Genomic DNA, 26,748 nt, shown 5'->3' on the forward strand with positions numbered 1-26,748 from the left:
CTCCCATGATGCGGGCTGCCGTGCTGGCGGCATACGGGGAGCCGTTGCAGATCAGGCAGGTGCCTCGGCCCGTTGCAGGGCACGGCAAGCTGCTCGTCCGGCTGAAGGCCTGCGGCATCTGCCATTCCGACGTTCACATCTGGAAGGGCGACGTGCGGCCGCCGCAGGCGCCGAACCCCTTCATCCTCGGCCATGAGGGCGTTGGCGTGGTCGAGGCGATCGGTGAAGGCGTGCGCGGCTGGGCCGTGGGCGATACGGTCGGCGTGCCCTGGCTGCACGACACCTGCCTGCGCTGCGACGAATGCATCGACCGCTACGAGGCCTTCTGCCAGCACCAGCGGGCGCATGGCCTCAACGTTCCGGGCGGCTTTGCGGAATATGTCGCGGTCGACGCCGCATTCGCCGTGCCGCTGCCGGCCGACGTGGATCCGCTGGCGACGGCACCGGTCATGTGCGCGGGCGTCACCGCCTATGGCGCCATCCGCCGTGCGGGCGTGGCGGCCGGCGAGCGGCTCGCGGTGTTCGGCTGCGGTGGCCTCGGCCTCTATGCGGTACAGATCGCCGCGCGCATGGGGGTGCACGTCCTGGCGGTGGATCGTGATCTGGCGAAACTCGAGCATGCCCGCCGATATGGCGCAGCCGCAGTCGAAACGGCGGGCGAGGGACTTGAACGGCTTCTGGCGGACAATCCCGGCTACCATGCGGCGATCAACTTTGCGCCGACGCCTGCCACCTGGGCGGGGATCGTCGCGTCGGTCCGGCCGCGCGGGCGCATCGTTGCCGCAGCGCTGGTATCCGAGCCCGTGCCGCTCATCCAGGAATGGCTGACCGCGACCGGCGTCACCATCACCGGGACCAGCGTCGGCACCCGGCAGGAAATGCGCGAGGTGGTCGCCCTTCACGCCCGCCAGCCCCTGCTCAATCCGATCGAGGAGATCGACCTCGCGCATGCCACTGACGCCCTTCACGCGCTTGAAAGTGGGAAAGCACGGGGACGTTTCGTGATACGCTTTTGAAGCGGGGCGATGAGGATGGCTCGTATCCAGTCAAGCCCCGGACGGCCTTCCTTGCCGTGGCACCGCGTCAATCCCGAACCTGGCGGATGCGCCAAGAAGCCGTGTGCCGGAGCGCCCGGTACCCGGCTCGCAGAATGCCGGTTGCTTTTAACTTTCACTGATAGACTTTTCCGCCTATCCTGGACAAAGGAGAATGGTTGAATCCTATTGCCGCGCCACTGAGATCAAGCTGAATATGTTGAATAAAGGCACTCTGCCCGCCAAGTCCGACAGTGCTTCGTTAAAGCCGGCGCCGCTGCAGAGGCAGTCGTCCGTCCGCCGTACGATGGAGATCGTCCTCGACACCTGGAACTTCCTCATTCTCCGCGAGGCGTATTTCGGGGTTCGCCGGTTCGACAAGTTCCAGCAAAGGCTGGGCATCCCCCGGCAGACGCTGTCGTCGCGCCTGTCCGCCCTTGTCGCGAACGAGATCATGAGCGTGGGACGGCGGCCCAACGAGCCGGGGCAGCAATATTTCCTGACGGAAAGAGGAAAGGACCTCTTTCCGACCATGCTGTCCCTGATGGAATTCGGCGATAGATGGCTGACGGGCGGCAAGGAGCCGCCCCTGCAACTGATTCACAAGAGCTGCGGCTGCGCATGCCATCCGGTCACGGTCTGCTGCGAGTGCCTGGAGCCGTTCACGGCGCGGGAGGTCGCTCCCCGCGACGGGCCGGGTGCGGGATATGCTCCGGTCGACACGCGCCCGACGTCGCGCCGCAGTTCCGATCCCACGCTTCTGGAGCGGGTGCGGCCTTGCTCCGTCGCACGGACGCTCGGGATCATCGGCGACAGGTGGAGCTTCCTGATCCTGCGGGAGGGCTGGTTCGGTGTGCGCCGCTTCGAGGAGATGCGGGAAAATCTCGGCATCGCCACGAACATCCTCGCCGACCGCCTTGCGCGCCTCGTGCAGGCCGGAGTGTTTCGCAAGGTTCCCTATGGCTCAAGCGAACGTTTCGAATACCGCTTCACCGAAATGGGGCTTGATCTCTACAAGCCGATGCTGGTGATGATGGCCTGGGGAGACCGCTGGCTTGCGGAAGGCAAGCCGCCGATGCGCCTGCGGCACAAGACCTGCGGGCAGGACTTCTCGGCCATCGTCGTGTGCTCCGAATGCAAGAAGCAGATCGCGGCGAAGGACACGGACTACATCCTGCGTTATCCGTTCAACCTGTGACGGCATCGGCCGGGTCGGTGCGCGCTTGCAACATCCGGAATATCCGCTCCGGCGTGACGGGAAGCGTCTCGACCGAGATGCCGAGATGGGAAAGCGCGTCGGACACGGCATTCGCGATCGCCGCCGGCGCGCCGATCGTCCCGCCTTCGCCCATGCCGCGGAACCCGCCCACAGTGTCGGGCAGGTCCGCCTCGATATGCACGATGCCGATATCCGGTATGTTGCTCGCGACGGGAACGAGGTAGTCCGCCAGGCTTGCCGCGACGGCCTGGCCCTGGTCGTCGTGCACGACCTCTTCAAGGAGGGCCGCGCCGATGCCCTGCGCCACCGCGCCCTGCACCTGGCCGTCGACGATCATCGGATTGATGATCTTTCCGCAATCCTCGGCGACCACGTAACGCAGGACCTTGACGCCGTAGGTCTCCGGATCGACCTCGACCATGGCAAGATGGGTGGATGAACAGGCGGTGCCGAGATAGGGGTCATAGGTCTCCGATGCGGCAAGGTCCTCGCGCCGGTCGCGCGGGATGCGGCCCATCTGCGAATAGACGGCGGATGCGACTTCCCCGAGCGTCATCGTCCGGTTCGAGCTCTTGCTGGTGACGATGCCGTCATGCATGTCGAGGTCGTCGACGTCCTGCTCCATCAGATAGGCGGCCGCGCGCAGGACCTTGGCCTTGACGACGCGCGCGGCGAGGGTCGCCGCGCCGCCGCCGAGGACGGCCGAACGGCTGGCATAGGTGCCGCTGGACATCGGCACCAGCGCGCTGTCGCCGTGCTTGACCTCGATATCCTCCAGCCTGCAGCCGAGTTCGTCGACGATCACCTGCGCGAGCGTGGTCTCGAGGCCCTGTCCGTGCGAGGCGATGCCGAAGGCGGCGGTGATCGCGCCGGTCGCGTCGATCTCGATTTTCGAGGTTTCGGTGCCGGTGTTGATGGGCATGCCGGGGGCGACGGAGATGCGCGAGCCGATGCCGGTCAGTTCCGCATAGCTCGCAAGGCCGATGCCGATCCAGCGTCCCTGCCTTCGTGCCTCGTCCCTTTCGATGAGGAGGTTGGGATAGTCGGCATGCGCGCAGGCGCCCGCCAAGCATTCCTGAAACGCGGACTTGTCCCAGATGATGCCGGAGGCGGTCCGGTAGGGGAACTCGTCGGCATTGACGAGGTTCTTGTGGCGGAACGCGACCGGGTCCATGCCGAGCTTGCGCGCCGCCATCTCGATCAGGCGTTCCATCGCGAAGGTCGAGGATGGCCTTCCGACGCCGCGGTAGGGTCCGGTCGGGGGCTTGGGCGTGAGGACGCCCCTGATGCGGCCCCGGTAGTGCTCCATCCTGTAGGGACCGGGCAGGAAGCTCACCACCTGCACGGTTTCGAGGGCCGCGGTCCAGGGATAGATCGAATAGGCGCCGACATCGCCGATGACGTCGGCCCTCAGCCCGATCAGCAGGCCGTCCTGCGTGACGGCGAGCTCGGCCTCTATCAGTTCGTCGAATGCCTGGCTGGTCGCGGACAGGTCCTCGAGGCGGTCGCTGATGAACTTCACCGGGCGCCTCAGCTTGCGGGCAAGGGCGCAGACAAGGATCTCCTCCCCGTAGAGCGATCCCTTGCCGCCGAAGCTGCCGCCGACATCCGGCGCCACGACCCGCAGGCGCGTGCCCGGCAGGCCGAGGCATCCGGACAGGACGTCGCGGATGACGCCGGGGATGTTCGACGAGGTGTAGAGCGTCAGCGCCTGCTTTCGCGGGTCCCATTCGGCGAGGTAGGAGCGGTTTTCCATCGCGACGGCCGTCTTGCGCGTCATCCGGAACCGGCCCTTGACGGTCACCGCGGCGCTTTCGAAGGCGGCGTCGACGTCGCCGCGCTTGAATTCCCGCCGGATGATCGTGTTCGTGCCGGCTTCCTCGTGCAGCAGCGGCGCGTCGTCCTTCACCGCATCGACCTGCCGGATCGCGAAGGGCAGGGGTTCGTAGTCGATGGTGATATGCTCCAGCGCGTCCTCGGCGGCGTAGCGGCTTTCCGCGACGACGGCGACGATGGGTTCGCCGACATAGCGCACCTTGCCGCGCGCCAGCGGCCAGATGGGCGTCGCGTAGTAGTCCGGCATGCGGGAGGTGGGGATCGCCGGCCTGACCTCGCTTTCCAGGTCCGTCGCGTCGTAGATGGCGATGACTCCGGGGACGGAGAACGCCTCGCCGACATCGATGCCGAGGATGCGGGCATGCGGCTGGTCGGAACGGCGCAGCGCGACATGCACCATCCCGGCCGGCGCCATGTCGTCGACATATTGCCCCACGCCCGCAAGGAGCCGCGGGTCCTCGGTGCGCTTCACCCGCTTGCCGACGAGCTTGGGGCGCAGTTCGACGGAATGGTCGCGCAGGCTCATTCGTAAAACTCCCCGCCCTTCCGCAGGGCCAGCCACTGCGCCTCGTCGTGTCCGGAGACGATCGTCGCACCCTTGTCCCGCAGGGCCTTCAGGCGCGCGAGCGCCGCCACGGCGAGCTCCATGTTCCACGTGTTCCGCGGCGCCATGCCCTCGTCGATATTGGCCTGGAGCGGCGCGGCGTCGGAGGCGAGGACGAAGGTGCCGCCGTCCAGCGCCACCTGCGCGACGGTCATGCCGGGCGTATGGCCGGGCATGGGGAGGAGGACGATGCGCCCATCGCCGAAGACGTCGTGCTCCGCGCCGAAGGTTTGGAAACCCTGTGGCTGGTCCCATTCCGGTTTCAGGTAACCCTGGTTTTCGGCGCCGTCCGCCTTTGCCGCCGCGACCTCGGCCTCGTGGCAGAGGAACGTCGCGCGGCCGAAATACCGGTTGCATCCGCAATGGTCGGGATGCAGGTGCGAGCAGATCACGACGTCGATGTCGCCAGCTTCGAGGCCGAGCGTTGCCAGCTGCCGGACAACCGTCTGCTCGGGATCGAATATCGGCGTCATCACCCTTGCCAGCCCGCCCCAGCAGGCTTGCGGGTCGATGGCGGCCTGCGGATTGCAGCCGCTGTCGAAAAGCACGTTGCCCTGCGGATGGCGGATCAAGGTGGCATGGACGGGCAGCTCGATCGTCTCTTCCTTCGCCGCACCGGGAACGAAGACGGAGCGGCGCATGCGCAGCCGGCCTCCGGCGAGAAAATGCATTCTCATGTCAGGGGCCCTCTTTCCTTCGCCAGTTCCCGGACGGCGTTGACGATGTGTTCGTAGCCCGTGCAGCGACAGATGTTGCCGGAGAGCGCCTCGCGGATCTGGTCGTCGGTTTCGAGCGGGTGGTGGCGCAGCATGTCGGTGATCGCCATGATGAAGCCGGGCGTGCAGAAGCCGCATTGCAAGGCGTGATGCTGGCGGAACGCCTCCTGGATCCGCCCGAGCCGGTCCACGCTTCCCTGTCCCTCGACGGTCTCGATCTCCGCGCCCTCGGCCTGCACGGCAAGCATCAGGCAGGACCTCGCGCTGCGGCCGTCCAGAAGGACGGTGCATGCGCCGCAGACGCCGTGTTCGCAGCCGACATGCGTTCCCGTGAGGCCCAGCGCGTGGCGCAGGAAATCGCTCAGCAGCATGCGCGGCTCAACGGTGGCGGTGTGGACCACGCCGTTCACGCTGACGCTGAGGGTGGTTTTCTTTTCAGGCATCTGCAGCGTCCTTGCGAAGCGTGGCCCGCCGCCAGGCATCGCGCAGCGCGCGCCGCGCCAGCGTGCCGGCAAGATGCCGGCGATAGTCGGCGGACGCATGGATGTCGGTGTTGGGATGCAGGCGCCCCTTCAGCGCCTCCGTCACGTCCTGCAGCAGCGCCTGCGAAATCGCCTGGCCTTCGATGCGTGCCTCGATTTCCGGCAGGCGCAACGGCGTCTCGCCCACGCCCATCATGCCGAAACGGACGTCGCGCGCCACGCCGTCGACGATGCGCAGCGTCGTCGCCACGCAGGCAAGGGCAAAATCGCCGTGGCGCCGCGAGAACTCCTCGAAGCCCCAGCCCGTGTCGAGCGGCAGCGTGTCGATTTCGATCGAGGTGACGAACTCGTCCGGCTCGAGCGATGTCATCAGCGAGCCGACGAAGAAGTCCGAGGCGGCGATCTGCCGCTCGCCCCTGATCGAGAGCGCCGCAATCGTCCCGTTAAGGAGGAGCGTCATCATCGGCATCTCCGCGGCCGGATCGGCATGGCAGACGCTGCCGCAGAACGTGCCGCGATTGCGCACCGTCAAATGCGCAACATGATGCATGGCATCGTGCAGGATCGGGATGTGCCGGTGCACGAGCGCATCCGTCGCCGTCATGCGGTGCCGGACCGTCGCCCCGATGCGCAGACGTTCGCCGTGTTTCTCGATACGGTCGAGGCCGGCGATGCAGTTGATGTCGATCAGGATCGCGGGCTTCACCAGGCGGAAATTGATCATCGGCATGAGGCTCTGGCCGCCCGCGATGATCTTGCCGTCGCCGCTCGCGGCGGCAAGGGCTTCGGCGGCCTCGGATGCCGATGTCGCGGCGAGATAGTCGAAGGGCGCCGGCTTCATTTCGCCGCCGTCCGTCGCAAGGGCGCTTGCCGGCATCGTCCGGCCGCGCGCCGCATAGCGGAAAGCCTTGTCATCGCGGCTCCTCCCAGCCTCGCCGATCCCGTGGCGAATTCCAAAATTAACTTGCATTATTAGACTTAAAATAGGATTGTCAAGCAATACCGGCGCCCCGGGACATGAAGGGTTTTCGCCGGAGGACGAGGAGGAAATTCCATGGACATGACCGGCCAGCAGCATATTCCCGCGCGCAGGGAGGATGTGTGGAGCGCCCTGAACGATGCCGACGTGCTGAAAGCCTGCATCCCCGGATGCCAGGAACTGACGAAGTTTTCCGAGACCGAAATGTCGGCCGTCGCCGTCATCAAGGTGGGGCCGGTAAAGGCCCGGTTCCAGGGCGCCGTCACGCTGTCGGACCTCGATCCCCCGAACGGCTATCGCATCACCGGCGAAGGGCAGGGCGGCGTCGCCGGATTCGCGAAGGGCGTGGCGGTCGTTCGCCTGGAAGCGGTCGAGAACGGGACCGTCCTGCACTATACCGTCGACGCCCAGATCGGCGGCAAGCTGTCGCAACTCGGCGGCCGGCTCATCGATGCAACCGCAAAGCAGATGTCGGGGCAGTTTTTCAAGCGGTTCGCCGAGGAGATCCTCGCCCGCCAGTCCCCTGAGGCACCTGCCGCGGGCGATGCCGTCGTTCAGACTGGTGCCGCAAGGCAGGTGGCCGCCGTCGCGTCTTCCGACGGGGGCGCCTCCGCCGCCCCGCGCGTGCTTCCCGCGCCGGCCGCCGCGTCGCCCGCCGGCGCGTCGCTCGGCCTGCCGGTTCTCGCGGCTGTCGTTTTCGCCGCCGTCGTGGTGGCGATGTGGGCGATCCATGGGGGATTGCTGCCGAGCCTTGCGCCGCAGGCGGATGGTCCGGCGCGCATTTCACCGGACATGGGGAGCATCGTGCAGCTCGTCATGGCCGCGGCCATCGGTTACCTGTTCGGGTCTCGCGCAAGGCGCGCCGGCTGAGGCCGAAAACCGGGGCCAAACGTGGCCCCGGAAAAATAGCTTGCACAAGAAGACTTATATCAAGCCCTGGGGCGATCGAGCAGCGCCTTCAGCTCGCCGAACACGCCCCGCCTGAACATCATCACGCACACGACGAAGAACAGGCCGATGATGAAGGTGATCGGCAGGCCGCTCGTCGAAAGAAAATGCTCCAGCCCGACGACGATGCTGGCACCGACGATCGGGCCGATCAGCGTGCCCATGCCGCCGAGAAGGGTCATGAGGATGACTTCGCCGGACATGTGCCAGGTGACGTCCACGAGCGAGGCGAGCTGGAACGCGATCGCCTTCAGCGAGCCGGCGAAACCGGAGAGTGCGGCGGAGAGCGTGAAGGCGATCAGCTTGTAGCGCTCCGACTTGAGGCCCAGCGAGGCGACGCGCGTTTCGTTCTCGCGAATGGCCGAGAGGATGTGGCCGAAGGGCGAGTTGACGGTCCTCCAGATGATCACGAGGCCAAGGACCGTTCCGCCGAGGACCGTGTAGTACATCGCGGTGATGTTGCGGAGATCGACGATCCCGAGAAGATAGCCCCGCGGCACGGCCTGGATGCCGTCCTCGCCGCCGGTGAAGGGCATCTGTACCGCCATGAAATAGATCATCTGCGCGAGGGCGAGCGTGATCATCGCGAAGTAGATGCCGTGGCGGCGAATGGCAAGCGTACCGAAGGCAAGGCCGAGAAGCGCGGCGAACGCGGTTCCCGCGAGCACGGCGAGCTCGAAGGGCAGCTGCCAGACCTTGGCGGCATGGGCGGCGACATACGCCGCCCCGCCGAAGAAGGCCGCATGCCCGAACGACAGGAGCCCCGCATATCCGAGAACGAGGTTGAATGCGGCCGCGAAGAGCGCGAAACAGAGGATCTTGATGAGGAAGAGCGGATAGATCGCCAGCGGCGCGCCGATCATCAGCACGGCGACGAGGGCGAGAAGGAGGCCGCCGGTCGTCCGGAGGCGGCGAGGGGCCGTCAGGGAAGAGGTCGCGGTTGTGCTGTTCATGATCAAGCCTCGCGGGAGAACAGGCCGGACGGCCGGATGAGAATGACAAGGACCATCACCACGAAAACCGCTATGGAGGAGGCCGCGGGATAGAATGTCTTGGTCAGCCCCTCGATGACGCCGAGCGCCAGGGCGGTGACGATCGCACCGCCGATCGATCCCATGCCGCCGATGACGACGACCGCGAAGACCACGATGATGATACTGGAACCCATGCCGGGGCTGACCTGGTAGAGCGGTGCCGCCAGCGCCCCGGCAAAGCCGGCAAGGCCCACGCAGAAGGCATAGGTCAAGGTCAGCATGAGCGGGACGTTGATGCCGAAGGCCTGGACGAGGCTTGGATTTTCCGTCGCCGCCCGCAGGTAGGCGCCGAGCCTCGTCCGCTCGATCGCAAGCCACGTGGCGAGGCAGACCGCAAGGGAGGCGACGATCACCCAGGCGCGGTACACCGGCAGGAACATGAAGCCGAGATTGATGCCGCCCGTCAGCGACGGCGGGATGGGATAGGGCTTGCCGGCGGCGCCGAAGACATGCCGGAAAAGCCCTTCGAGCATGAGGGCGATCCCGAAGGTCAGGAGCAGGCTGTAGAGGTGGTCGATCCTGTAGAGGCGCTTGAGGAACAGCCGCTCCACGACGGCGCCCAGCGCTCCCACCACCAGGGGGGCGATGGCGAGCGTTTCCCAGTAGCCGAGGCCGAGGCTCGACAGCAGGAGCCAGGCGGCGAAGCCGCCGAGCATGTAGAAGGCGCCATGGGCGAAGTTGATCACGTTCAGCATGCCGAAGATGATGGCGAGGCCGAGGCTCAGGAGGGCATAGAAGGAGCCGTTGATCAGGCCGAGCAGCAGTTGCCCGAGCAGGACGGCAATGGGAACCCCGAAGATGTCCGTCATCGGTTTCTACCTATCTGAAAGGAGCGCGTCATGGATCAGACTCCGAGATATCTGTTCAGCCGGTCCATGTTGGCGTCGAGTGCGTGGTTTGGGATCTCGTCGACGACCTTTCCCTGGTCGAGGACGTAGTGGCGGTCCGCGATGGATGCCGCGAAGCGAAGGTTCTGCTCGACCAGGATGATCGTCATGCCGCGATCCTTGAGGATGCGCAGGGCCGCGCCGATCTCCTCGATGATCACGGGGGCGATGCCTTCGGTCGGCTCGTCGAGCAGGATGAAGTCGGCGCCCGTCCGGAGAACCCGGCCGATGGCCAGCATCTGCTGTTCGCCGCCGGAAAGGCGCGTGCCCGATGTGCTGTCCCGCCCCTTCAGGTTCGGAAAAAGGCCGTATATTTCGTCGACCGCCATGCCGCCCGCCTGCCAGGCCGGCGGAAACAGGAGGTTTTCCAGCACGCTGAGCGAGGAGAAGATGCCGCGTTCTTCCGGCACGTAGCCGATGCCGAGGCGCGCGACCTTGTGCGGCGCGACCTTCAGGAGGTCCGCGCCCTTGTAGATGCAGGCGCCGCGCCTCTTTCCGACGACGCCGACGAGGCTGCGCAGCGTCGTCGTCTTGCCGGCGCCGTTGCGGCCGATAAGCGTCACGACCTCGCCTTTGCGCACATCGAAGTCGATGCCGTGCAGCACATGGCTTTCGCCATACCAGGCCTCGAGACGCTTGACGTCAAGGAGGGGAGCCTCAGCCATGGCTGCCTCCCATATAGGCCTTGCGGACTTCGCTGTCGGCGGAAACGTCCGCATAACTTCCTTCCGCGATGACCTCTCCCCGGCGTAGCACCGTGATCCGGTCCGACAGGTCGGAGACGACGCCGAGATTGTGCTCGACCATCAGCACCGTGCGTCCCTTGCCGACGCTGCGGATGAGGGCGGCCGTCCGGCCGATATCCTCCGTGCCCATTCCCGCCATCGGCTCGTCGAGAAGCAGGACTTCCGGGTCGAGCGCCAATGTGGTGGCGAGCTCGAGGGCGCGTTTTCGCCCGTAGGACAGCTCGGCGGCCTTTGTCTGCGCCCGGTCGGCAAGGCCGACGCTGTCGAGCAGCCTTGCCGCTTCCTCGTTGAAGCGGCGGAGCGTCGCGTTCGATTTCCAGAATGCGAATGTCTCCTTCGCGCGGGCCTGCAGGGCGACCCGGACATTCTCATGCGCGCTGAGATGCGGGAAGACCGATGAAATCTGGAACGACCGCACGAGGCCCATGCGCGCGATGTCGGCGGGCGCCATCCGCGTTATGTCGCGATCCTTGAACAGGATCTGTCCGCCGCTCGGCGACAGGAACTTGGTCAGGAGATTGAACAGCGTGCTCTTGCCGGCGCCGTTCGGCCCGATCAGCGCGTGGATCGTGCCGGCGCGGATCTTCAGGTCGACGTTCTTGACGGCGACGAAGCCGCCGAAGGAGCGCGTCAAAGCGCGCGCCTCGATGATGGGTGCGGTGTCCAGCACGTTTTCTCCTCCGCCGGCTTTCTCATTCTCCGGGCGGGCGCCGGATGGCGCGCCCGCCTTCCCACTGTTCGGTTCCGGCATGATCAGAAAAACACATAAAGTCTAATAATGCAAGCTTGCGCTTTGCGGAAAACTCTGCTTACCTTGCTGCGTAAAGGCTGTTGCAGCGCACAAGATGTAGGCCTCAAGCGTAGTCTTAGTATGATAACGCAAGTTGATGATAGGGCCTTGGGAGGAGCTCGGGGCGCCGAACCTGGGAGGAAGAACGATGAAGAACAAGCTTATGCTACTGTCCTGCGCCGCGGCTGTCGGCGCCTTGACCATGTCCGCCGGGGCGCAGGATGCCGCGCCCGTTCGCATCGGCGTGCTCACCGATGTCAGCGGCCAGTTCTCGCATGAGGCGGGCGAGGGGGCGATCACCGCAGTGAGGATGGCGGTGGAGGATTTCGGCGGCGAGGTTCTCGACCGGCCGCTCGAAGTCGTCGTGGCCGACCATCAGAACAAGCCGGAAGTGGCGGTGGCCACGGCGCGCGAATGGTATGAAGCGCAGGGCGTGACGATGATCAACAACCTGATCAATTCCGGCATTGCGCTGGCCGTCACGCAGGTCGCGAAGGACGAGGACAGGATCGCCATCGTCAACGGCTCCGGCTCGTCACGCCTGACGAACGACGGCTGCACGCCGAACAGCATCCACTATTCCTACGATACCTATGCCCTTGCCAACGGGACCGCCAACCAGCTGCTCCTGCAGGGCATGAAGAACTGGTTCTTCCTGACGGCCGACTACGCGTTCGGGCATGCGCTGGAAGCCGATGCGACGCAGATCGTCGAGGACAATGGCGGCGCGGTCTCCGGCGCCGTGCGCTATCCGATCGAGACGTCCGACCACAGCGCCTTCATGCTGCAGGCGCAGGCATCGCCGGCGCAGGTCGTCGCCATGGCGGGCTCCGGCACCACCTTCATCAATGCGGTGAAGTCCGCGGCGGAGTTCGGCCTTGCCGCCTCCGGCAAGACCATCGCGGGCCTGCTCGTCTGGGATACCGACGTTCATTCGCTCGGCCTCGATACCGCGCAGGGCATGATCCTGACGAATGCCTTCTACTGGGATCGCGACGATGCGACGCGGGCCTTCTCCAAGCGCTTCGAAGAGCGCGTCGGCCGCCCGCCGCACATGGGCGATGCGGGAGACTATTCCTCGACCATGCATTACCTGAAGGCCGTCCAGGCCGCCGGTACGACCGACGCTCAGGAGGTCATGGCGAAGATGCGCGAGACGCCGATCAACGACTTCTTCGCCACGAACGGCAAGATCCGCGAGGATGGCCGGATGGTGCACGACATGTACGTCTACCAGGTCAAGACGCCCGCCGAATCCACCGGCGAATGGGACATCCTGAAGCTCGTCACCACCATTCCGGGCGACGAGGCTTTCCGTCCGCTTGCGGAAAGCCAGTGCCCGCTCGTGAAGAAGTGACGCGACGGCGCCCGGCAAGCGGCCGGGCGCTTCCCAGGCGGTTCGAGGGCAGGCGAATGAGCGATATTCTCGTTGAAGACAGGGATGGGGTCGCGGTGGTCACGTTGAGCCGCCCCGGACACAGGAATGCCGTAACCTATGCGATGTGGCGGCGGCTCGCCGATCTGTTCCGCGCCTTCGATCGGGACCCGTCGGTCCGTTCGATCATCCTGACCGGCGCCGGCGACGATTTCTCGGCCGGCGCCGACATCAGCGAGTTCGACGCGGTGCGCGGCGGCCTCGAGGCCAGCAAGGCCTATGAGGTGGTGGTCGATGCCGCGGGAGACGCGATATACGAGGTTTCCAAGCCGACGATCGCCGCCCTGCGGGGATATTGCCTCGGCGGCGCGGCGCACCTGGCCATGTCCTGCGATTTCCGGGTCGCCGAAGGCAATGCGGTCTTCGCAATCCCCGCAGCACGGCTGTCGATCGTCTACGGCATCTCCGCGACCCGCAAGCTGTGCGCGCTCGTGGGGGTGACGCAGGCAAAGCGCATCCTCTTCTCGGCCCGCCGCTTCGATGCCGGGCAGGCTCTCGATATCGGCTTCATCGATCAGGTTGCGGAGGATGCGCTTGCTGCCGCGCACGACCGGGCGGCGGAGCTGGCTGAAAACGCCCCCCTTACGATTGCGGGCGCGAAGTTCATTCTCAACGGCTGCGCGCGCGGGACGCTGGATCACGCCGCGGCCGGCAGGCTGATCGACGAGGCCAGCGCGAGCCACGACTACATCGAAGGCCGGCAGGCCTTCAAGGACAAGCGTTCGCCCCGGTTTCTGGGGAAATGACCCGGCTTCGTTCCGCGGACCGGGCCGCACTGGATTGCGCTGCGCTGCAGCCGTCGGACTATCGAGGAGTTTCGTGAATGCAGACCAATCTGAATGACAAGGTGGCGCTGGTGACCGGCGGCGGAAGAGATGTCGGCGGAGATATCGCCCGGTCTCTCGCGGCGGAAGGCGCCATCGTCGCCGTGAACTACAGCCGTTCGCAGGCCGAGGCGGAGGCGGTGGTCGCCGCGATCGCGGCCGCCGGCGGAAAGGCCAGGGCCTATAGGGCCGACATCAGCGAAAACGATCAGGTCAGGGCGATGGTCGCCGCCATCAAGGCGGATTTCGGGACCGTCGATGTGCTGGTCAACAATGCGGGATACGTCAAATACCAGCGGTTCGTCGACTCGACCCCTGAAGACTGGAAGAAGCAGATCGACATATGCCTCTACGGCGCGATCAATTGCTGCCACGCCGTCGCGCCGCTGATGATCGGGCAGAATTCCGGCCGCATCATCAATCTCGTCGGCGACAGTTCCCGCATCGGCGAAGCCAATCTGGCGCTGGCCGCGGCCGCGCGTGGCGGCACGATCGCGCTCGGCAAGTCGCTGGCCCGTGAATTCGGCCGAAACAACATCACGGTCAACACGGTTTCGCTCGGCCTGATCGAAACGTCCCATTCCGATCCCGATTTTCTCGAGAAGAATCGTGAGAAGATCGTAAAGGCCTACCCTTTGCGCCGCATCGGCAGGCCCGGCGACGTGGCGCCGATGGTGACCTTCCTGGCTTCCGAGGCATCCTCCTGGGTGACCGGCCAGGTGATCAGCGTCAACGGCGGATTCTGCATGGTCTGACCGGGAGGAGCGGGAGGAGAACATGATACACTTCGAGCTTATCGCGCCGGTCGGAGAAATCCTTCGGCGGAATGCGCGCCTGTATCCGGGCAAGATGGCCTTCGAGGACAGGAGACGGTCGGTCTCCCATGACGCCCTAGACCGCGAGACCGCGGAGCTGGCGTCTCGTCTGGTCGCGTTGGGCCTCGCGAAAGACGAGGCCGTCGCGATCTTCCTGCCGAACTCGGTGAACTGGGTCGTCGCCTGCCTTGCCGTCGTGCGGGCGGGAGGGATCGCCGTTCCCGTCAGCATCGAGGCGACCGAGGCCGAACTCGCCTACCGCATCGACGATGCGGGATGCGCCTTCGTGATCATGCCATCGCAGAAGCAGCCGCTGGTGGACGGATTGCCGCCGCGCGCCGGCAAACCGCCCGTCGTGATCGCCGTGGACGAGGAGGCCGGCTTTGGCGCAGCGGCGCCGGCGTCAGCCTTCGAGGATGACCGGGATATCGATCGCCCGGCCTTCATCGTCTATACATCCGGCACGACGGGCCAGCCCAAGGGCGTCCTGCTGTCGACGCGCTCCATGCTCTGGGTGGCGGCGGCATGCTGGGCGCCGATCGCCGGGCTGAACGAGAACGACGTCGTTCTCAACACCCTGCCTCTCTATCATTCCTATGCCCTCAACATCGCGGTTCTCTCCATCATCGCGACGGGCGCGAGCGAATATATCATGGAGAAGTTCTCGACCTCCCAGGCGACGGAACTTCTTCGCACGGGCCGCTTCACCTTCATGCCGGGCGTCCCGACGGTCTTCCACTATTTCCTGTCGGCCTGCCAGGCCAGTGGAGAACGGTTGCTTTCATCCGTCCGGCTTTGCGTCTCCGCCGGAGCGATCATGCCGGGAACGCTGAACAGCGACTTCGAGGCGTTCTTCGGCGTCCCGCTTCTGGATGGCTACGGCATCACCGAGACATCGACGATGGTGACCATGAACTGGCCTGGAAAATGGCGTGTTCCCGGTTCCTGCGGGCTGCCGGTGCCGGGCCTTGCGGTCCGTCTGGTCGATCCGAAAACAGGGCTGGATGTGCCGGCGGGCGTCGAGGGCGAATTGATCTGCAAGGGCCCGAACCTGATGCAGGGCTACCACAACAAGCCGCTGGAGACGGAAAAGGCCATCGTCGATGGATGGTATCATACCGGCGACCTCGCGAAGTCCGACATGAACGGCTTCCTCACCATCACCGGCCGCCTCAAGGAACTGATCATCCGCGGCGGCCAGAACATCGCGCCGGCGGAGGTCGAGGAGGCGATCCTGCTGCTGCACGACACGGTCATGGACTGCGCGGTGATCGGAATGCCCCATGCCATGCTGGGAGAGGTCCCCGTCGCCTGCATCGTCGTCAAGGACGGGCGGCCCTTCGACCAGGAGGATCTGATCCGGCATTGCAAGGCCCGCCTGTCTTCCTACAAGGTGCCCGATCGTGTCTATGTCGTGGCCGAGATCCCGCGCACGGGATCGGGAAAAATCCTGCGGGTCAAACTTCGCGAAAGCCTTCCTGCGGCGTGATGCAGGACGGCACAGGAGGAAATCATGAATCCCTTTGTGTTCAATACGACGAGCCAGATCGTTTTCCGCCCCGGTGCCGCGGCCGAGCTCGGCGGCCTGCTCGGCCCGCGATTTGGCGGGCGCATCCTGTTCGTCACGGACGGCGGCCTCAGGAAGCTTGGTCTGTGCGACGCCGCGCTCGCCTCGCTCTCGGGATCGGGAATGGAGGTCACCGTTTTCGATGCGGTCGAGGCCGATCCTTCGCTGGCGACGGTTGAGGCCGCGGTGGAGGCGGCAAGGGCCGCCGGCGTGACGGGCGTGATCGGCTTCGGCGGCGGTTCCTCGCTGGATGTGGCAAAGGTCGTGGCGCTCGTCTGCGGTTCGGGCGAGGATCTCGATGGCGCGTGGGGCGTCGGCAATGCCAAGGGCCCCCGGCTGCCCCTGGCGCTCGTGCCCACGACGGCGGGGACGGGATCGGAGGTGACGCCGGTCTCGATCATCACGGTGGGCGGCGACGAGAAGCGCGGTGTCTCGTCGCCGGTCATCCTGCCCGACGTCGCGATCCTCGATGCGGAGCTCACCCTCGGGCTGCCGCCGTCGATCACGGCTGCCACCGGCATCGATGCGATGGTGCATGCCATCGAGGCCTATGCCTCCCGAAACGCGAACAACAATCCGCTCTCCAGGATGCTGGCCCGGCAGGCGCTGCAGTTGCTGGGCGCGAACATCGAGACGGCGGTCTTCGACGGCAAGGACCGGGCGGCGCGGGGGGCGATGCTCCTCGGCTCCATGCTGGCAGGCCAGGCCTTCGCCAATTCGCCGGTCGCCGCCGTGCATGCGCTCGCCTATCCGATCGGCGGGACGTTCCATGTTCCGCACGGGCTTTCCAATGCGCTCGTGCTTCCCCATGTCCTGCGCTTCAACGCGCCGGAGGCGGCGTCCGTCTATGCGGAGATCGCCGCCGACACCTTTCCGGATCTCTCGCGCGAGCAGGATGGCGGGCAGCGCTGCGCGGCCTTCATCGAGCGGCTGGCCGAACTGTCGGCACGGCTCGGGCTGCAAGCCCGGTTGCGGGATGTCGGCATCGGCGAGGAGCATCTGGCGGGCATGGCGCGCGACGCCATGAAGCAGACCAGGCTCCTCGTGAACAATCCCCGGGCGGTAAGTGAAGCGGACGCCCTCTCGATCTACAAGGCGGCCTGGTGATGACGGAACGGATCGGACCCGGCGGGCGCTCCGGCTACAAGGTTTTCCGGACGATCGGAACGCGCTGGTCGGACAACGACACATACGGGCACATGAACAATGTCGTCCATTACAGCCTCTTCGACAGCGCGGTGAATGGCTTCCTCATCGAAAACGGGGTTCTGGATATCAGGGGAGGACCGGAGATCTTCCTCGTCGTCGAGACAGGGTGCCGCTACCACGCGGAAATGACCTTCCCGGACGTGGTCACGACCGGCATCCGTGTCGCCCGGCTCGGAAGCTCGTCCGTCCGTTATGAGATCGGGCTCTTCCGCAACGACGAAGACATCGCGGCGGCGGAGGGCTTTTTCATCCATGTGAATGTCGACCGCATGGCACGGCGCCCCGTGCCGTTCGGGCACGCCGCAAGACGCGTGCTTGAACCGCTGCTGGTTTAGGCAGGGTTGCCGGTGGACAAAGGGCGGCCACGGCTATTATCCCAGCGATCCGGGAGGTGTTCCTGAGTGGTCGCCTCCTCGCGGGGGCGTGGATCGAAACCTGTCGCTGCCATTCCCGGCGGGTCAGATGTCGAAATTCGATGGAAGCACCACGACGTCGCGGATGGTGACGTTCCGGGGGCGGGTCAGCATGAAGATGACTGCATCGGCCACTTCGGCGGGCTCGATCAGGCTTCCCGATTCCTTGGCCTTCCGGAGGTTTTCCTCGGGCCAGTCGGCAAGCAGCGCGCTGATCACGGGGCCGGGAGAAACCGACCCGACCCGGATGCCCTTCTTGTTGACCTGCCGGCGCACCGTCTGGACGAAGCAGGTCATGGCCCATTTCGATGCCGAATAGACCGGCTCCCACGGAACCGGATAGTGGCCCGCCACCGAACTCGTCACGATGATGTCGCCGGCGCCGCGCTCGATCATGTGCGGCAGCACGTCATGCACGTTCTTCATCACGACGTTGACATTGAGGTTGAGCATCCGGTCGATATTGGCGGTCTGCGCATCGACCAGGTCTCCGCCTATATAGGTGCCGGCATTGGCGTGAAGGATATCGAGCCGGCCGGTCAGTCGCTCGATGGCGGGCATCAATGTCGCGCAGTCCGCCGGGTCGAGAAGATCGATCACCAGCGGGATCGCGGCACCTCCGAGATCTGCGCAAACGGCATCGAGGGCATTGCGATCACGGTCGACGAGCACGACATGCGCGCCCTCGGCAATCATCGCCTTCGTGCTCGCAAGCCCTATCCCCGAAGCTGCGCCCGTCACCGCCGCGACCTTGCCTTCCAGTTGCTTCACCATGTCCGTGTCCCTTCCGAGTCGGGTTGAGGTTTCGTCAGATCCGGCTGCCTGCGCCTGTCCCAGGTCCGCGCCGTGTCGAGGCATTGCCGCCAGGAGACGACGCCGTCGGTCGTGCCCGCCGAGCGCAGCGAACAGGCGGCCGCCGCATGGCCGAGCCACAGGCTGTCGGCCAGCGGCCAGTTCTCGTGCAGGCCGTAGAGGAAGCCCGCTGCAAACGCGTCCCCCGCGCCGTTCGGCCCGACGATCGCATCGGGCGGCACGCTGGCCGACGGTACGAAAATCATCTCGCCCGTGCGCGTGACGGTGATCGCCCCCTCGGGAAAGTGCACGGTCACGAGCCGCATCGCTCCCCGTTCGAGGACCGTGGCCGAGGCTGCGGCGCAGGCGTCGGCATTCGCCCTGCCGCCGTCCATGGTCGCGATCCCCGCCAGCGCGCCGATCTCGCTGTCGTTGACGATCAGCGTGTCGAGATGCGGCAGGCATGGCAGGATCAGCGCACGCAGGCGCTCCGGCGTGACCGTGCAGAGTTCGAGATTGGTTTCAAGGCCGGCGGCGCGGGCGGCCCTGAGCACGCTTACCCATCCGTTGGCATCCGTCCCCCAGGGGGCATCCATCCGGGGATGGATGCCCGGCAGGCCGAGATGCAGGACGCGCGCCGCCGTTCCGGAAAAGTCGAAATGGTCCGGCGTCAGCAGCGTCCCGGCGCCGAGATCCGAGATATGCGTGCGCTGGCCGCTCGCCTGCGAGATGAAGGCCTCGGTCGTGTGGGTCGGCGCCTCGCGGCTGACATGCATCTGCCGGCAATCGAGCCCCGCCCGGTCCGCCTCGGCGAGCAGCTTGCGTCCCGCATCGTCATCGCCCACGAGCCCGATCGTCTCGACCGGCATCGTCGGGTCGAGGCGCTTGACGTCGATGGCGAGATTGCAGGCCGAGCCGCCGCCGCGCTCTTCCAGCCCCCAGGCGACACCGACGCTGTCCTCGCGCGGCCAGGCGTCGATCTTGCGGTTGCGGTCGAGGCACCAGGTGCCGCCCGTGATGAAACCACGCCTTTCCACTCCGGCCACGGCATCCTCCAGCGGGGTTCAGGCGATCGTGTAGCCGCCGTCGACCGGCATCGACAGGCCGTTGACCATCGCCGCCTCGTCCGACAGCAGGAAGAGGATGACTTCGGCGATGTCGTCGGGGTCGGCAAAGCGGCCGACCGGAATGCGGCCAAGCATGCCGGCGGCCTTGTCCGGGTCGCTCCAGGCCTTGACCGCCATGGGGGTGAGGGTGACGGTCGGGTGCACACCGTTGACGCGGATGCCCTTCGGCGCGAGCTCCCTGGCCATCACCCGCGTCAGCCCGTCGAGGCCGGATTTCGAGGCGCAGTAGGCGGCGTGGTCGGGAATGCCGACAAAGGCCGCGACGCTCGACACGTTGACGATCGCACCCTTTGCGCCTTTCCCCACCCTGTCGCGCGCATATTCCTGCGCCACGATCATCGGCGCCCGGGTGTTGACGGCATAGAGGAGGTCGAAGTTCTCGACCGAGACGTCGAGGAAGGGTTCGAGCTCGGTCGTGCCCGCGCAGTTGACCAGGTAGTCGGCCGGCAGCGCCTTGAGGGCTGCGGCGCGCGTTGCCGCCGCATCGGCGAGATCGACCGGGATCGGGACGCAGCCGATCTCCTTTTCCAGGCTTTCGAGGTCGGCGGCCGAGCGTGTCAGGGCCACGACCTTCGCGCCCCGCCGGGCGAGCATCACGGCGGTTGCCCTGCCGATGCCCTTGCCGGCGCCGGTGACGATCACATGCTTGCCCGTGAAATCCATGTCTTCCTCCTTTACCAGCAGGTGAAACCGGCATCCGCCTTCACGGTCGCGCCGGTGATCAGGCTCGACGCGTCCGAGGCCAGGAAATGCACGACGGATGCGATTTCATGCGGCTGGCCCATGCGGCCCATCGGCGTGTCGCGGATCCAGATGTCCATCATCGCCTTGTCGACCACGGTCCTGGTCATCTCGGTTTCGATATAGGTCGGCGCGACGGCGTTGACGCGCACGCCGCGATCCGCCCATTCGGCGGCAAGCGAGGCGGTGAGATGATGCACCGCCGCCTTCGAGGCGTTGTAGTAGGACTGCATCTGCGGGCGGTTGACGATATAGCCAGACATCGAGCCGATATTGACGATCGCGCCGCGCCCGGCCCGCAGCATGTGCCGGCCGAAGGCCCGGCAGCACCAGAAGACGCCGTTGTAGTTGACGTCGTTGACGCTGAGCCAGACCTCGTCCGGCGTGTCCTCGGCGGCAAACCCGGTGCGGGCGATGCCGGCATTGGCGACGAGCGTGTCGACGCGGCCATGCGCCTCGACGATCGCATCGGCGATGCGGCCGACGGCGGCGGAATCGGTCACGTCGAGCACATGCGCGTCGGCATCATGGCCCTTTTTCGCCAAGGCCTCCCTGCCGGCCTCGGCGATCGCGTCCTCCCGGTCGATGATGACGATCTTGGCGCCGGCCTCGGCGAGTGCCTCGCAGCAGGCAAGCCCGATGCCGCGCCCGCCGCCGGTCACCACCGCGACCTGGCCGTCCATCCGGAATTTCTCGAAGAACACGGCACTTCTCCTTTCAGATACGCTTGCCGCTCTGGCGGTCGAAGAGGTGGACGCGCTGGCTGTCGATCGAGAGCGGGATCGTCTCGCCAGGCCTTGATGCGACGCGGTCGCGCACGGCGGCGTTCAGCGGGTCCTCGCCGATGCGCGCGAAGATCTGGGTTTCCGAACCGGTGGGCTCCAGCACGGAGATGGTGGCGGCGATCCCGCCGGGGCGCAGGTCGATATGCTCGGGGCGGATGCCGTAGACCACGGGTTCCGGGCGCGGCGCGGTCCCGGCCGGCACCGGCAGGACCGTGCCGTGGTCGCTGACGAACACCGTTTCGCCGTCCCGGCCTTCGAGCCTGCCGAGCACGAAGTTCATCGCCGGCGAGCCGATGAAGCCGGCGACGAAGGTGTTGGCGGGCCGGTCGTAGAGATCGAGCGGCGCGCCGATCTGCTCGACATGGCCGTCGCGCATCACCACGATCTTGTCGGCCATGGTCATGGCCTCGATCTGGTCGTGCGTCACATAGACCGTGGTGGTCTTCAGCCGCTGGTGCAGTTCCTTGATCTCGACGCGCATGGTCACGCGCAGCTTGGCGTCGAGGTTGGACAGCGGCTCGTCGAACAGGAACACCTGGGGATCGCGCACGATCGCCCGCCCCATGGCGACGCGCTGGCGCTGGCCGCCGGAAAGCTGCTTGGGATAGCGGTCGAGCAGCTTTTCCAGCGCCAGGATCTCGGCGGCTTTTTTCACCTTGGCGGCGATCTCGTCCTTCGGCCGGCCCTTGAGCTTCAGCGGAAAGCCCATGTTCTCGGCCACCGTCTTGTGCGGATAGAGCGCGTAGTTCTGGAACACCATCGCGATGTCGCGATCCTTGGGCAGGACGTCGTTGACCACGCGCCCGCCGATATCGACCTCGCCGCCGGAGATCCTTTCCAGCCCCGCGATCATCCTGAGCAGGGTCGACTTGCCGCAGCCGGACGGGCCGACGAGCACGACGAACTCGCCATCGGCGATATCGATGTTCACCCCATGGATGACCTGGAGACTACCGTATTTCTTGACGACATTCCTGACGGCGACCTGAGCCATGTGTCTTCCTCATTGGGGCAGAAGGATCTGCATCTTCACCTCGCCCTTCGGCGCGGCGGCGGCGATCTCGAAGGCCTCGACGCTCTCGTCGAAGCTGAAATTGCGGGTGATCAGCGGCTTGACGTCGATCGCGCCGGACGACAGCATGGCGACGCAGCGCGGGAACACATGCGCATAGCGGAACACATGCTCGACGCGCGCCTCGCGCACCATGGCCTTGCCGACATCGTACTGGACGGGATGCACCTGCGAGCCGATGAACACGACGCGCCCGCCGGGGCAGAGCGGATCGAACACGCCTTCCGCGCCCTTGGGATGGCCCGAGCATTCGAAGACGATCTCGACGCCCCATCCGTCGGTGGCCTTCAGGATCTCCGCCGCCAGGTCCTGTCGCTGGACATTGACCGGAACGATCGCGCCAAGCTTTGCGGCGATCTCCAGCTTCGCATCGTCGATATCGCTGACGAAGACGCGGGCGCAACCCGCCGCGAGCGCCGAAAGCGCGGTGACGAGACCGATCGGGCCGGCGCCGATGACGAGCGCGATGTCGCCCGGCTTCACCTGCGCCTTGGTGGCGGCGTGCACGCCGACGGCGAGCGGCTCGACCATCGCCGCCTCGGCGAAGGAGACGTTGTCCGGCAGCTTGAAGGTGAAATCGGCCGGATGGACGACGGTGGGGCGCAGCACGCCGTGGATCGGCGGCGTCGCCCAGAAGCGCACGGCGGGGTCCACATTGTAGAGGCCGAGCCGGGTCGCGCGGCTGTTGGGGTCGGGAATGCCCGGCTCCATGCAGACGCGGTCGCCGACCGCAAGGCCGGTCACGTCCGGGCCTGTCTCGATCACGGTCCCGGAGGCCTCGTGGCCGAGGATCATCGGCGCCTTCACCTGGAAGACGCCGGTGCCGCCATGGGTATAGTAGTGCACGTCCGAGCCGCATATGCCGACGGTGTGCAGCTTGATGCGCACGTCGCGCGGCCCCAGGACCTCCTCGCGCTCGATCGGGAAATCCCTGAGCGACAGCTTCAATCTTTCTTCGAGAACAAGCGATTTCATCGTTCCATTCCATCCTGGCTTGAGGAAATGCCTCAGCCGCGCCAGACGATCAGCACCCCGAGCGCGATCGCCAGGACGTGGCAGACGGTGAGCGGGATCGACTGTTCCAGGAACCGCATCCAGAACAGCTCCAGCGCGACGAACAGGTAGATTCCGACGAAGAGCCGGTCGAACCAGTTCGTCCTGATCGGCAGGAAGCCGGTGCGCCGCGCCGGCCTTTGATCGGTTTGGCGGTCCTCGGCGGTATCGGGGTCGACATGATGCTCCATGGCTTACTCCTTGACCGCGCCGAAGGTGAGGCCCGCCACGATGTGACGCTGCACCATCGAGAAGATGATGAGCGCCGGAATCAGCGTGATCACGGCGATCGAGGCCATCGCGCCCCATTCGGTGCCGGTCGTCGTCACGTATTCCGAAAGGCCCGTGGTGATGGTCCGGGCGTTGAAGCTGGTGAGCGTGGCCGCCAGCAGGAACTCGTTCCAGGCGAACACCCAGGTAAGGATGAAGGTCACCGCGAGGCCGGGCCGGGCGAGGGGGAAGACCACCTCGTGGATGACCTGCCACGTCGTGGCGCCGTCGACCGTCGCCGCCTCGTCGAGTTCCTTCGGTATGCCGTCCATGGTGGGCCTGAGCGTCCAGATCGCGAAGGGCAGGTTGAAGGTGCAGTAGAGCAGCACCATGCCGATCTTGGTGTCGTAGAGCTTCCAGTCGCCGATCGTGAAGACCTGGGTGAACAGCAGGAAGAAGGGCAGCAGGAACACGGCGGCGGGCGCCATGCGGTTGGTGATCGTCCAGAAGAAGATGTTTTCCTTGCCGGCGAGATCGAAGCGCGACAGCGCATAGCAGGCCATGAAGGCAAGCACGGTGACCAGCGCCGCATTGCTGGTCGAGATGACCAGCGAATTATACATGTAGCGGCGGATCGTCTCGTTGGAGAGCACCTTGACGTAGTTGTTCCAGTAGACCGTATCGAGGATCAGGCTCGGCGTGGTGAACAGGTCCACCGCGGGCTTCACCGAGATGACGAAGAGCCAGTAGATCGGAAACAGCGTCAGGAGGCTGAGCAGGATCCAGAAGACGAGGTAGAGGACGGGGCTCGACTGGCGCATCATTCCGCCTCCTTCTTCTGGCGCGGCGCGACCAGCGCCACATAGAGCAGCCAGCACATGACCAGCGTCAGGTAGAGGACGATGACCGATATGGCGGCGCCGTAGCCGTAATCCGTCTTCGGGAAGACGATCTTCCAGATGTGCAGGCCGACATAGCGGGTCGCCGCGCCCGGCCCGCCGGAGGTGAGCATCCAGACCTCGTCGACGGTGCGCAGCGCGTCCATGAGGCGGATGAAGACGGTGGCGAGGATGGCGGGACGGATCATCGGCAAGGTGATGTGCCAGAAGATCTGCCAGCGATTCGCCCCGTCGATCTGGGCCTGTTCGAACGGCTCCTTGGGCAGGGACAGGAGGGCTGCGAGCAGCGTCAGCGTCACCAGCGGCGTCCAGTGCCAGATATCCATGATGACGGTGAGCAGGAAGGCGGCGCCGGCGTCCCGGCCGATATTGAGGTCGTAGCCGAACCAGGTCTTGAGCAGGTAGGGGATGATGCCGATCGACGGCGTGGTCATCAGGCGCCAAACGGAGCCGACGACGATGGGCGCCACGATCAGCGGCAGCGTGTGGACGGTGCGGAACAGGCCACGGCCGGGAAACTCGCGCATGAACAGCTGCGCCAGCAGATAGCCGAGGATGATCTCGCTCACGACCGCGAAGAAGGCGAACTTGATCGTGACGGCGATCGACAGCAGGAATTCCCGGTCGAACACCAGGCGGCGGAAATTGTTCGCGCCGTTATAGGTCATGAGAGGGTCCGCGCCGAACGGGTTCCAGTGGTGGAAGGCGACGTAGAGCACGTAGATGAAGGGCGCGATGCCGAAGACGGCGAGGATCGCAATCGTCGGGGCAAGCATCAGCCAGCCCACCGTGTTCGAACGCATGAAGGCGGTCTCCCGAGGCAACAGGAGCAGGCCGCGGCCTGCCGCGAAGACGGCTGCGTCCGGGCGGCGATCCTGGGAGGTGCCGCCCGGACGCAGGCTCTGCCGAGCTACTTGCGATAGCCGAGGTTGGTCAGTTCCTCTTCGGCCTTGGCCGCCATCTGGTCGAGGCCTTCGTCGGGGCCGATCTCGCCGAGCAGGATGCTGTAGAAGATCGGCGCGGTGGCTTCGCGGACCTGCGCATGGAACGGGAAGGGCGGCGCGCCGGCGAACAGCTTGCCCTCGTTCTTGAGCATCGAGTAGTAGCCGTTCAGCTGCTTGTCCATCTCGATGACCTTGGGGTCGTCATAGGTCGCGGTGTTGGTGATGCGCGGCGCCGCGACGGCCCAGTCCGCCTGTACCGAATCCTGCCCGATGAACTGCAGGAAGAGCAGGGCCGCCTCCTTGTTCTTCGAGGTGATCGGAAGGCCGAAGGCGCCGCCGTCATAGTAGCCGAGATAGCCGGTGCCGCCTTTCACTTCCTCCAGGACCGCCGCATCCGTCGGAGGCAGGGCCACGCCCACATTGCCCACGACCCGCGATTTTTCCGCATCGGAAGCGATCCAGGCGGCGTTTTCGCCGTAGACGAGGCCCTGGGCGACGCGGCCGGCGGCAAACGTGGTGCCGACTTCCGTCCAGGTCGAGGCGGCCGATTCCGGCGGTGCGATGTCGCGCAGGTGCAGCCAGTATTTCAGCGCGGCCTTGGCCTTGTCGCTGTTCATCTGACCGCCGTTCGCGACCGTCGCGGCATAGTTGTTGCCGGCGTCGATGCCCCAGTTGTAGACCCCGAAGGTCGGCGCGACCGACTCGAAGAACTCGTACCATGACGCCGGATGGCCGGTATGCGCCTGGGCCGTCGTGCCCCACAGTTCGAGGCCGTTGTCCTTGCCGTATTTGGTGAAGAATTCCGCGATCTGCGTATACTCCTCATGCGTGGTCGCAGGCTTCAGGTCCTTGCCGGTCTCGGCCTTGAAGGCCTCCTGGATCTTCGGGTCGTTGAAGAGGTCGGTCCGGTAGAGATAGACCTTGATGAAGGCCTCCATCGGCACGCCGAAGAGATCGCCGTCCGCGTTCTTGAAGTAGTTGGCGAAGGTCGTGAAATGCGTCTCGTCGAAATCCGGCGACTTCAGCGACGCATCGTCCTTGAGCGACTGGGTGATGTTGACCAGGAAGTTGCGTGCGAGATAGGCGTAGATGATGTCCTGCTCGATATAGACCATGTCATAGATGCCGGTCTTGGCTTCCATGTCCTTGATGGCCTTGTCGTACATCTGGTCCCAGGAGGTCGTCTCGATCTCGACCTTGATGCCGGTCTTCTTCTCGAATTCCGGTGCCAGCACGTCCTTGATGTAGTTCGACGGCGGCGTGCTCTCGGTGACGCCGTGCAGCACGACGCCCTGGTATTTCGCGCCGGCATCCGACCAGAAGTCGGCTTTTGCGGATATCACGCTCGCCAGCAGGCCGAGCGTGAGGGCCGCCAGTCCAATTCCAGATTTCCTGATCATACACTCCTCCTTGAATGATCCCGCCCGCCGACGGTTCCGGCAGGGCTGTTGGCGTCCGGCATTCCGGACGGTGCCCGAAGCATCCGGTCACACGGCTCCTCCCGTGTCCGGCGGCTTCGTCTGCGATCAGGGGATTTCGGCTCAGGCTCCGTCCCGAGAAGCAATTCCCATGAGCGTGCGCCAAGAG

The 26,748-nt window shown here is 65.6% G+C and carries 27 protein-coding genes; 9 read left to right on the forward strand and 18 right to left on the reverse strand.

Annotation, left to right across the window (positions count from 1 at the left end):
• The first annotated feature begins 5 nt into the window (after positions 1-5).
• Together AABQ55_RS12240 and AABQ55_RS12245 are read left to right on the forward strand one after the other, a co-directional pair.
• On the forward strand, positions 6-1,016 hold the full coding sequence (locus AABQ55_RS12240; protein WP_272805204.1) for an alcohol dehydrogenase catalytic domain-containing protein: 1,011 nt from the start codon (positions 6-8) through the stop codon (positions 1,014-1,016).
• A gap of 193 nt (positions 1,017-1,209) precedes the next feature.
• Positions 1,210-2,232 (forward strand): winged helix-turn-helix transcriptional regulator, encoded by a 1,023-nt coding sequence (locus tag AABQ55_RS12245; RefSeq protein WP_272805205.1) that lies wholly within the window; start codon positions 1,210-1,212, stop codon positions 2,230-2,232.
• On the opposite strand, the gene AABQ55_RS12250 is transcribed toward AABQ55_RS12245, so the two are convergent.
• From AABQ55_RS12250 to AABQ55_RS12265, 4 genes are read right to left on the reverse strand one after another with little or no spacing between them, the layout of a single operon-like run.
• Entirely contained in the window at positions 2,222-4,615 is a 2,394-nt protein-coding gene (locus AABQ55_RS12250) for a xanthine dehydrogenase family protein molybdopterin-binding subunit (protein ID WP_272805206.1), read from the reverse strand. The genes AABQ55_RS12245 and AABQ55_RS12250 overlap by 11 nt on opposite strands.
• Complete coding sequence (locus AABQ55_RS12255; protein ID WP_272805207.1) at positions 4,612-5,370, reverse strand: N-acyl homoserine lactonase family protein; 759 nt, start codon at positions 5,368-5,370, stop codon at positions 4,612-4,614. The genes AABQ55_RS12250 and AABQ55_RS12255 overlap by 4 nt, the downstream gene beginning before the upstream one ends.
• On the reverse strand, positions 5,367-5,852 hold the full coding sequence (locus tag AABQ55_RS12260) for a (2Fe-2S)-binding protein (RefSeq protein ID WP_272805208.1): 486 nt from the start codon (positions 5,850-5,852) through the stop codon (positions 5,367-5,369). The genes AABQ55_RS12255 and AABQ55_RS12260 overlap by 4 nt, the downstream gene beginning before the upstream one ends.
• Positions 5,845-6,768 (reverse strand): FAD binding domain-containing protein, encoded by a 924-nt coding sequence (locus AABQ55_RS12265; RefSeq protein WP_336314374.1) that lies wholly within the window; start codon positions 6,766-6,768, stop codon positions 5,845-5,847. The genes AABQ55_RS12260 and AABQ55_RS12265 overlap by 8 nt, the downstream gene beginning before the upstream one ends.
• A gap of 177 nt (positions 6,769-6,945) precedes the next feature.
• On the opposite strand from AABQ55_RS12265, the gene AABQ55_RS12270 reads away from it, so the two are divergent.
• Positions 6,946-7,740, forward strand: coding sequence for an SRPBCC family protein (locus tag AABQ55_RS12270; RefSeq protein WP_272805209.1), 795 nt, complete (start codon positions 6,946-6,948; stop codon positions 7,738-7,740).
• A 59-nt stretch (positions 7,741-7,799) separates the two neighbouring features.
• Here AABQ55_RS12270 and AABQ55_RS12275 read toward each other — a convergent pair whose 3' ends face one another.
• From AABQ55_RS12275 to AABQ55_RS12290, 4 genes are read right to left on the reverse strand one after another with little or no spacing between them, the layout of a single operon-like run.
• Complete coding sequence (locus tag AABQ55_RS12275) at positions 7,800-8,771, reverse strand: branched-chain amino acid ABC transporter permease (RefSeq protein WP_272805210.1); 972 nt, start codon at positions 8,769-8,771, stop codon at positions 7,800-7,802.
• A gap of 2 nt (positions 8,772-8,773) precedes the next feature.
• Entirely contained in the window at positions 8,774-9,661 is an 888-nt protein-coding gene (locus AABQ55_RS12280) for a branched-chain amino acid ABC transporter permease (protein ID WP_272805211.1), read from the reverse strand.
• A gap of 35 nt (positions 9,662-9,696) precedes the next feature.
• Entirely contained in the window at positions 9,697-10,404 is a 708-nt protein-coding gene (locus AABQ55_RS12285; protein WP_244765737.1) for an ABC transporter ATP-binding protein, read from the reverse strand.
• Positions 10,397-11,236 (reverse strand): ABC transporter ATP-binding protein, encoded by an 840-nt coding sequence (locus tag AABQ55_RS12290; protein WP_272805212.1) that lies wholly within the window; start codon positions 11,234-11,236, stop codon positions 10,397-10,399. The genes AABQ55_RS12285 and AABQ55_RS12290 overlap by 8 nt, the downstream gene beginning before the upstream one ends.
• A 187-nt stretch (positions 11,237-11,423) precedes the next feature.
• Here AABQ55_RS12290 and AABQ55_RS12295 point away from each other — a divergent pair, with 187 nt between their 5' ends.
• The 6 genes from AABQ55_RS12295 to AABQ55_RS12320 all read left to right on the forward strand — a co-directional run bounded on the left by AABQ55_RS12295 (position 11,424) and on the right by AABQ55_RS12320 (position 17,460).
• The gene (locus tag AABQ55_RS12295; protein WP_272805213.1) at positions 11,424-12,632 is read left to right on the forward strand and encodes an ABC transporter substrate-binding protein; all 1,209 of its coding nucleotides are present in this window, start codon (positions 11,424-11,426) and stop codon (positions 12,630-12,632) included.
• 56 nt (positions 12,633-12,688) lie between these two features.
• Entirely contained in the window at positions 12,689-13,456 is a 768-nt protein-coding gene (locus tag AABQ55_RS12300; RefSeq protein WP_272805214.1) for an enoyl-CoA hydratase-related protein, read from the forward strand.
• A 77-nt stretch (positions 13,457-13,533) separates the two neighbouring features.
• Positions 13,534-14,289: an SDR family NAD(P)-dependent oxidoreductase gene (locus tag AABQ55_RS12305; RefSeq protein ID WP_272805215.1), complete on the forward strand. Its 756-nt coding sequence runs from the start codon at positions 13,534-13,536 to the stop codon at positions 14,287-14,289.
• A 22-nt stretch (positions 14,290-14,311) separates the two neighbouring features.
• Entirely contained in the window at positions 14,312-15,838 is a 1,527-nt protein-coding gene (locus tag AABQ55_RS12310; protein ID WP_272805216.1) for a class I adenylate-forming enzyme family protein, read from the forward strand.
• Positions 15,839-15,862: 24 nt separating this feature from the next.
• Entirely contained in the window at positions 15,863-17,023 is a 1,161-nt protein-coding gene (locus AABQ55_RS12315; RefSeq protein WP_272805217.1) for an iron-containing alcohol dehydrogenase, read from the forward strand.
• Positions 17,023-17,460, forward strand: a complete 438-nt coding sequence (locus AABQ55_RS12320) for an acyl-CoA thioesterase (RefSeq protein ID WP_272805218.1) — start codon at positions 17,023-17,025, stop codon at positions 17,458-17,460. Before AABQ55_RS12315 ends, AABQ55_RS12320 begins: the two co-directional genes overlap by 1 nt.
• 123 nt (positions 17,461-17,583) lie before the next feature.
• On the opposite strand, the gene AABQ55_RS12325 is transcribed toward AABQ55_RS12320, so the two are convergent.
• From AABQ55_RS12325 to AABQ55_RS12370, 10 genes are all read right to left on the reverse strand, one after another.
• Positions 17,584-18,309: an SDR family oxidoreductase gene (locus AABQ55_RS12325; protein WP_272807448.1), complete on the reverse strand. Its 726-nt coding sequence runs from the start codon at positions 18,307-18,309 to the stop codon at positions 17,584-17,586.
• Positions 18,306-19,376, reverse strand: a complete 1,071-nt coding sequence (locus AABQ55_RS12330) for a carbohydrate kinase family protein (protein WP_272805219.1) — start codon at positions 19,374-19,376, stop codon at positions 18,306-18,308. Before AABQ55_RS12330 ends, AABQ55_RS12325 begins: the two co-directional genes overlap by 4 nt.
• A gap of 18 nt (positions 19,377-19,394) precedes the next feature.
• On the reverse strand, positions 19,395-20,120 hold the full coding sequence (locus tag AABQ55_RS12335; protein WP_244765728.1) for an SDR family oxidoreductase: 726 nt from the start codon (positions 20,118-20,120) through the stop codon (positions 19,395-19,397).
• 11 nt (positions 20,121-20,131) lie between these two features.
• Complete coding sequence (locus AABQ55_RS12340) at positions 20,132-20,902, reverse strand: SDR family NAD(P)-dependent oxidoreductase (protein ID WP_272805220.1); 771 nt, start codon at positions 20,900-20,902, stop codon at positions 20,132-20,134.
• Positions 20,903-20,915: 13 nt separating this feature from the next.
• Positions 20,916-21,977: an ABC transporter ATP-binding protein gene (locus AABQ55_RS12345; protein ID WP_272805221.1), complete on the reverse strand. Its 1,062-nt coding sequence runs from the start codon at positions 21,975-21,977 to the stop codon at positions 20,916-20,918.
• Between the two features lie 9 nt (positions 21,978-21,986).
• Positions 21,987-23,030: an NAD(P)-dependent alcohol dehydrogenase gene (locus AABQ55_RS12350; RefSeq protein ID WP_272805222.1), complete on the reverse strand. Its 1,044-nt coding sequence runs from the start codon at positions 23,028-23,030 to the stop codon at positions 21,987-21,989.
• Between the two features lie 32 nt (positions 23,031-23,062).
• Positions 23,063-23,299, reverse strand: a complete 237-nt coding sequence (locus AABQ55_RS12355; protein ID WP_272805223.1) for a DUF2160 family membrane protein — start codon at positions 23,297-23,299, stop codon at positions 23,063-23,065.
• A gap of 3 nt (positions 23,300-23,302) precedes the next feature.
• A complete protein-coding gene (locus AABQ55_RS12360; protein WP_272807449.1) occupies positions 23,303-24,139 on the reverse strand; it encodes a carbohydrate ABC transporter permease in 837 nt (278 codons plus the stop codon).
• Positions 24,139-25,020 (reverse strand): carbohydrate ABC transporter permease, encoded by an 882-nt coding sequence (locus AABQ55_RS12365; protein ID WP_244765723.1) that lies wholly within the window; start codon positions 25,018-25,020, stop codon positions 24,139-24,141. Before AABQ55_RS12365 ends, AABQ55_RS12360 begins: the two co-directional genes overlap by 1 nt.
• Positions 25,021-25,127: 107 nt before the next feature.
• Positions 25,128-26,561 (reverse strand): extracellular solute-binding protein, encoded by a 1,434-nt coding sequence (locus tag AABQ55_RS12370; protein ID WP_272805224.1) that lies wholly within the window; start codon positions 26,559-26,561, stop codon positions 25,128-25,130.
• Positions 26,562-26,748 lie beyond the last annotated feature (187 nt).

Source organism: Shinella sp. WSD5-1 (assembly GCF_963942435.1).
GTDB classification, from domain to species: Bacteria; Pseudomonadota; Alphaproteobacteria; order Rhizobiales; family Rhizobiaceae; genus Shinella; species Shinella yambaruensis.

Excerpts from the sequence above, each read along its gene's own strand:
- AABQ55_RS12240 (WP_272805204.1), top strand. The coding sequence starts at position 6 with ATGATGCGGGCTGCCGTGCTGGCGGCATACGGGGAGCCGTTGCAGATC.
- AABQ55_RS12245 (WP_272805205.1), top strand. The coding sequence starts at position 1,210 with ATGGTTGAATCCTATTGCCGCGCCACTGAGATCAAGCTGAATATGTTG.
- AABQ55_RS12250 (WP_272805206.1), bottom strand. The coding sequence starts at position 4,615 with ATGAGCCTGCGCGACCATTCCGTCGAACTGCGCCCCAAGCTCGTCGGC.
- AABQ55_RS12255 (WP_272805207.1), bottom strand. The coding sequence starts at position 5,370 with ATGAGAATGCATTTTCTCGCCGGAGGCCGGCTGCGCATGCGCCGCTCC.
- AABQ55_RS12260 (WP_272805208.1), bottom strand. The coding sequence starts at position 5,852 with ATGCCTGAAAAGAAAACCACCCTCAGCGTCAGCGTGAACGGCGTGGTC.
- AABQ55_RS12265 (WP_336314374.1), bottom strand. The coding sequence starts at position 6,768 with ATGCCGGCAAGCGCCCTTGCGACGGACGGCGGCGAAATGAAGCCGGCG.
- AABQ55_RS12270 (WP_272805209.1), top strand. The coding sequence starts at position 6,946 with ATGGACATGACCGGCCAGCAGCATATTCCCGCGCGCAGGGAGGATGTG.
- AABQ55_RS12275 (WP_272805210.1), bottom strand. The coding sequence starts at position 8,771 with ATGAACAGCACAACCGCGACCTCTTCCCTGACGGCCCCTCGCCGCCTC.
- AABQ55_RS12280 (WP_272805211.1), bottom strand. The coding sequence starts at position 9,661 with ATGACGGACATCTTCGGGGTTCCCATTGCCGTCCTGCTCGGGCAACTG.
- AABQ55_RS12285 (WP_244765737.1), bottom strand. The coding sequence starts at position 10,404 with ATGGCTGAGGCTCCCCTCCTTGACGTCAAGCGTCTCGAGGCCTGGTAT.
- AABQ55_RS12290 (WP_272805212.1), bottom strand. The coding sequence starts at position 11,236 with ATGCCGGAACCGAACAGTGGGAAGGCGGGCGCGCCATCCGGCGCCCGC.
- AABQ55_RS12295 (WP_272805213.1), top strand. The coding sequence starts at position 11,424 with ATGAAGAACAAGCTTATGCTACTGTCCTGCGCCGCGGCTGTCGGCGCC.
- AABQ55_RS12300 (WP_272805214.1), top strand. The coding sequence starts at position 12,689 with ATGAGCGATATTCTCGTTGAAGACAGGGATGGGGTCGCGGTGGTCACG.
- AABQ55_RS12305 (WP_272805215.1), top strand. The coding sequence starts at position 13,534 with ATGCAGACCAATCTGAATGACAAGGTGGCGCTGGTGACCGGCGGCGGA.
- AABQ55_RS12310 (WP_272805216.1), top strand. The coding sequence starts at position 14,312 with ATGATACACTTCGAGCTTATCGCGCCGGTCGGAGAAATCCTTCGGCGG.
- AABQ55_RS12315 (WP_272805217.1), top strand. The coding sequence starts at position 15,863 with ATGAATCCCTTTGTGTTCAATACGACGAGCCAGATCGTTTTCCGCCCC.
- AABQ55_RS12320 (WP_272805218.1), top strand. The coding sequence starts at position 17,023 with ATGACGGAACGGATCGGACCCGGCGGGCGCTCCGGCTACAAGGTTTTC.
- AABQ55_RS12335 (WP_244765728.1), bottom strand. The coding sequence starts at position 20,120 with ATGGATTTCACGGGCAAGCATGTGATCGTCACCGGCGCCGGCAAGGGC.
- AABQ55_RS12345 (WP_272805221.1), bottom strand. The coding sequence starts at position 21,977 with ATGGCTCAGGTCGCCGTCAGGAATGTCGTCAAGAAATACGGTAGTCTC.
- AABQ55_RS12350 (WP_272805222.1), bottom strand. The coding sequence starts at position 23,030 with ATGAAATCGCTTGTTCTCGAAGAAAGATTGAAGCTGTCGCTCAGGGAT.
- AABQ55_RS12355 (WP_272805223.1), bottom strand. The coding sequence starts at position 23,299 with ATGGAGCATCATGTCGACCCCGATACCGCCGAGGACCGCCAAACCGAT.
- AABQ55_RS12360 (WP_272807449.1), bottom strand. The coding sequence starts at position 24,139 with ATGCGCCAGTCGAGCCCCGTCCTCTACCTCGTCTTCTGGATCCTGCTC.
- AABQ55_RS12365 (WP_244765723.1), bottom strand. The coding sequence starts at position 25,020 with ATGCGTTCGAACACGGTGGGCTGGCTGATGCTTGCCCCGACGATTGCG.
- AABQ55_RS12370 (WP_272805224.1), bottom strand. The coding sequence starts at position 26,561 with ATGATCAGGAAATCTGGAATTGGACTGGCGGCCCTCACGCTCGGCCTG.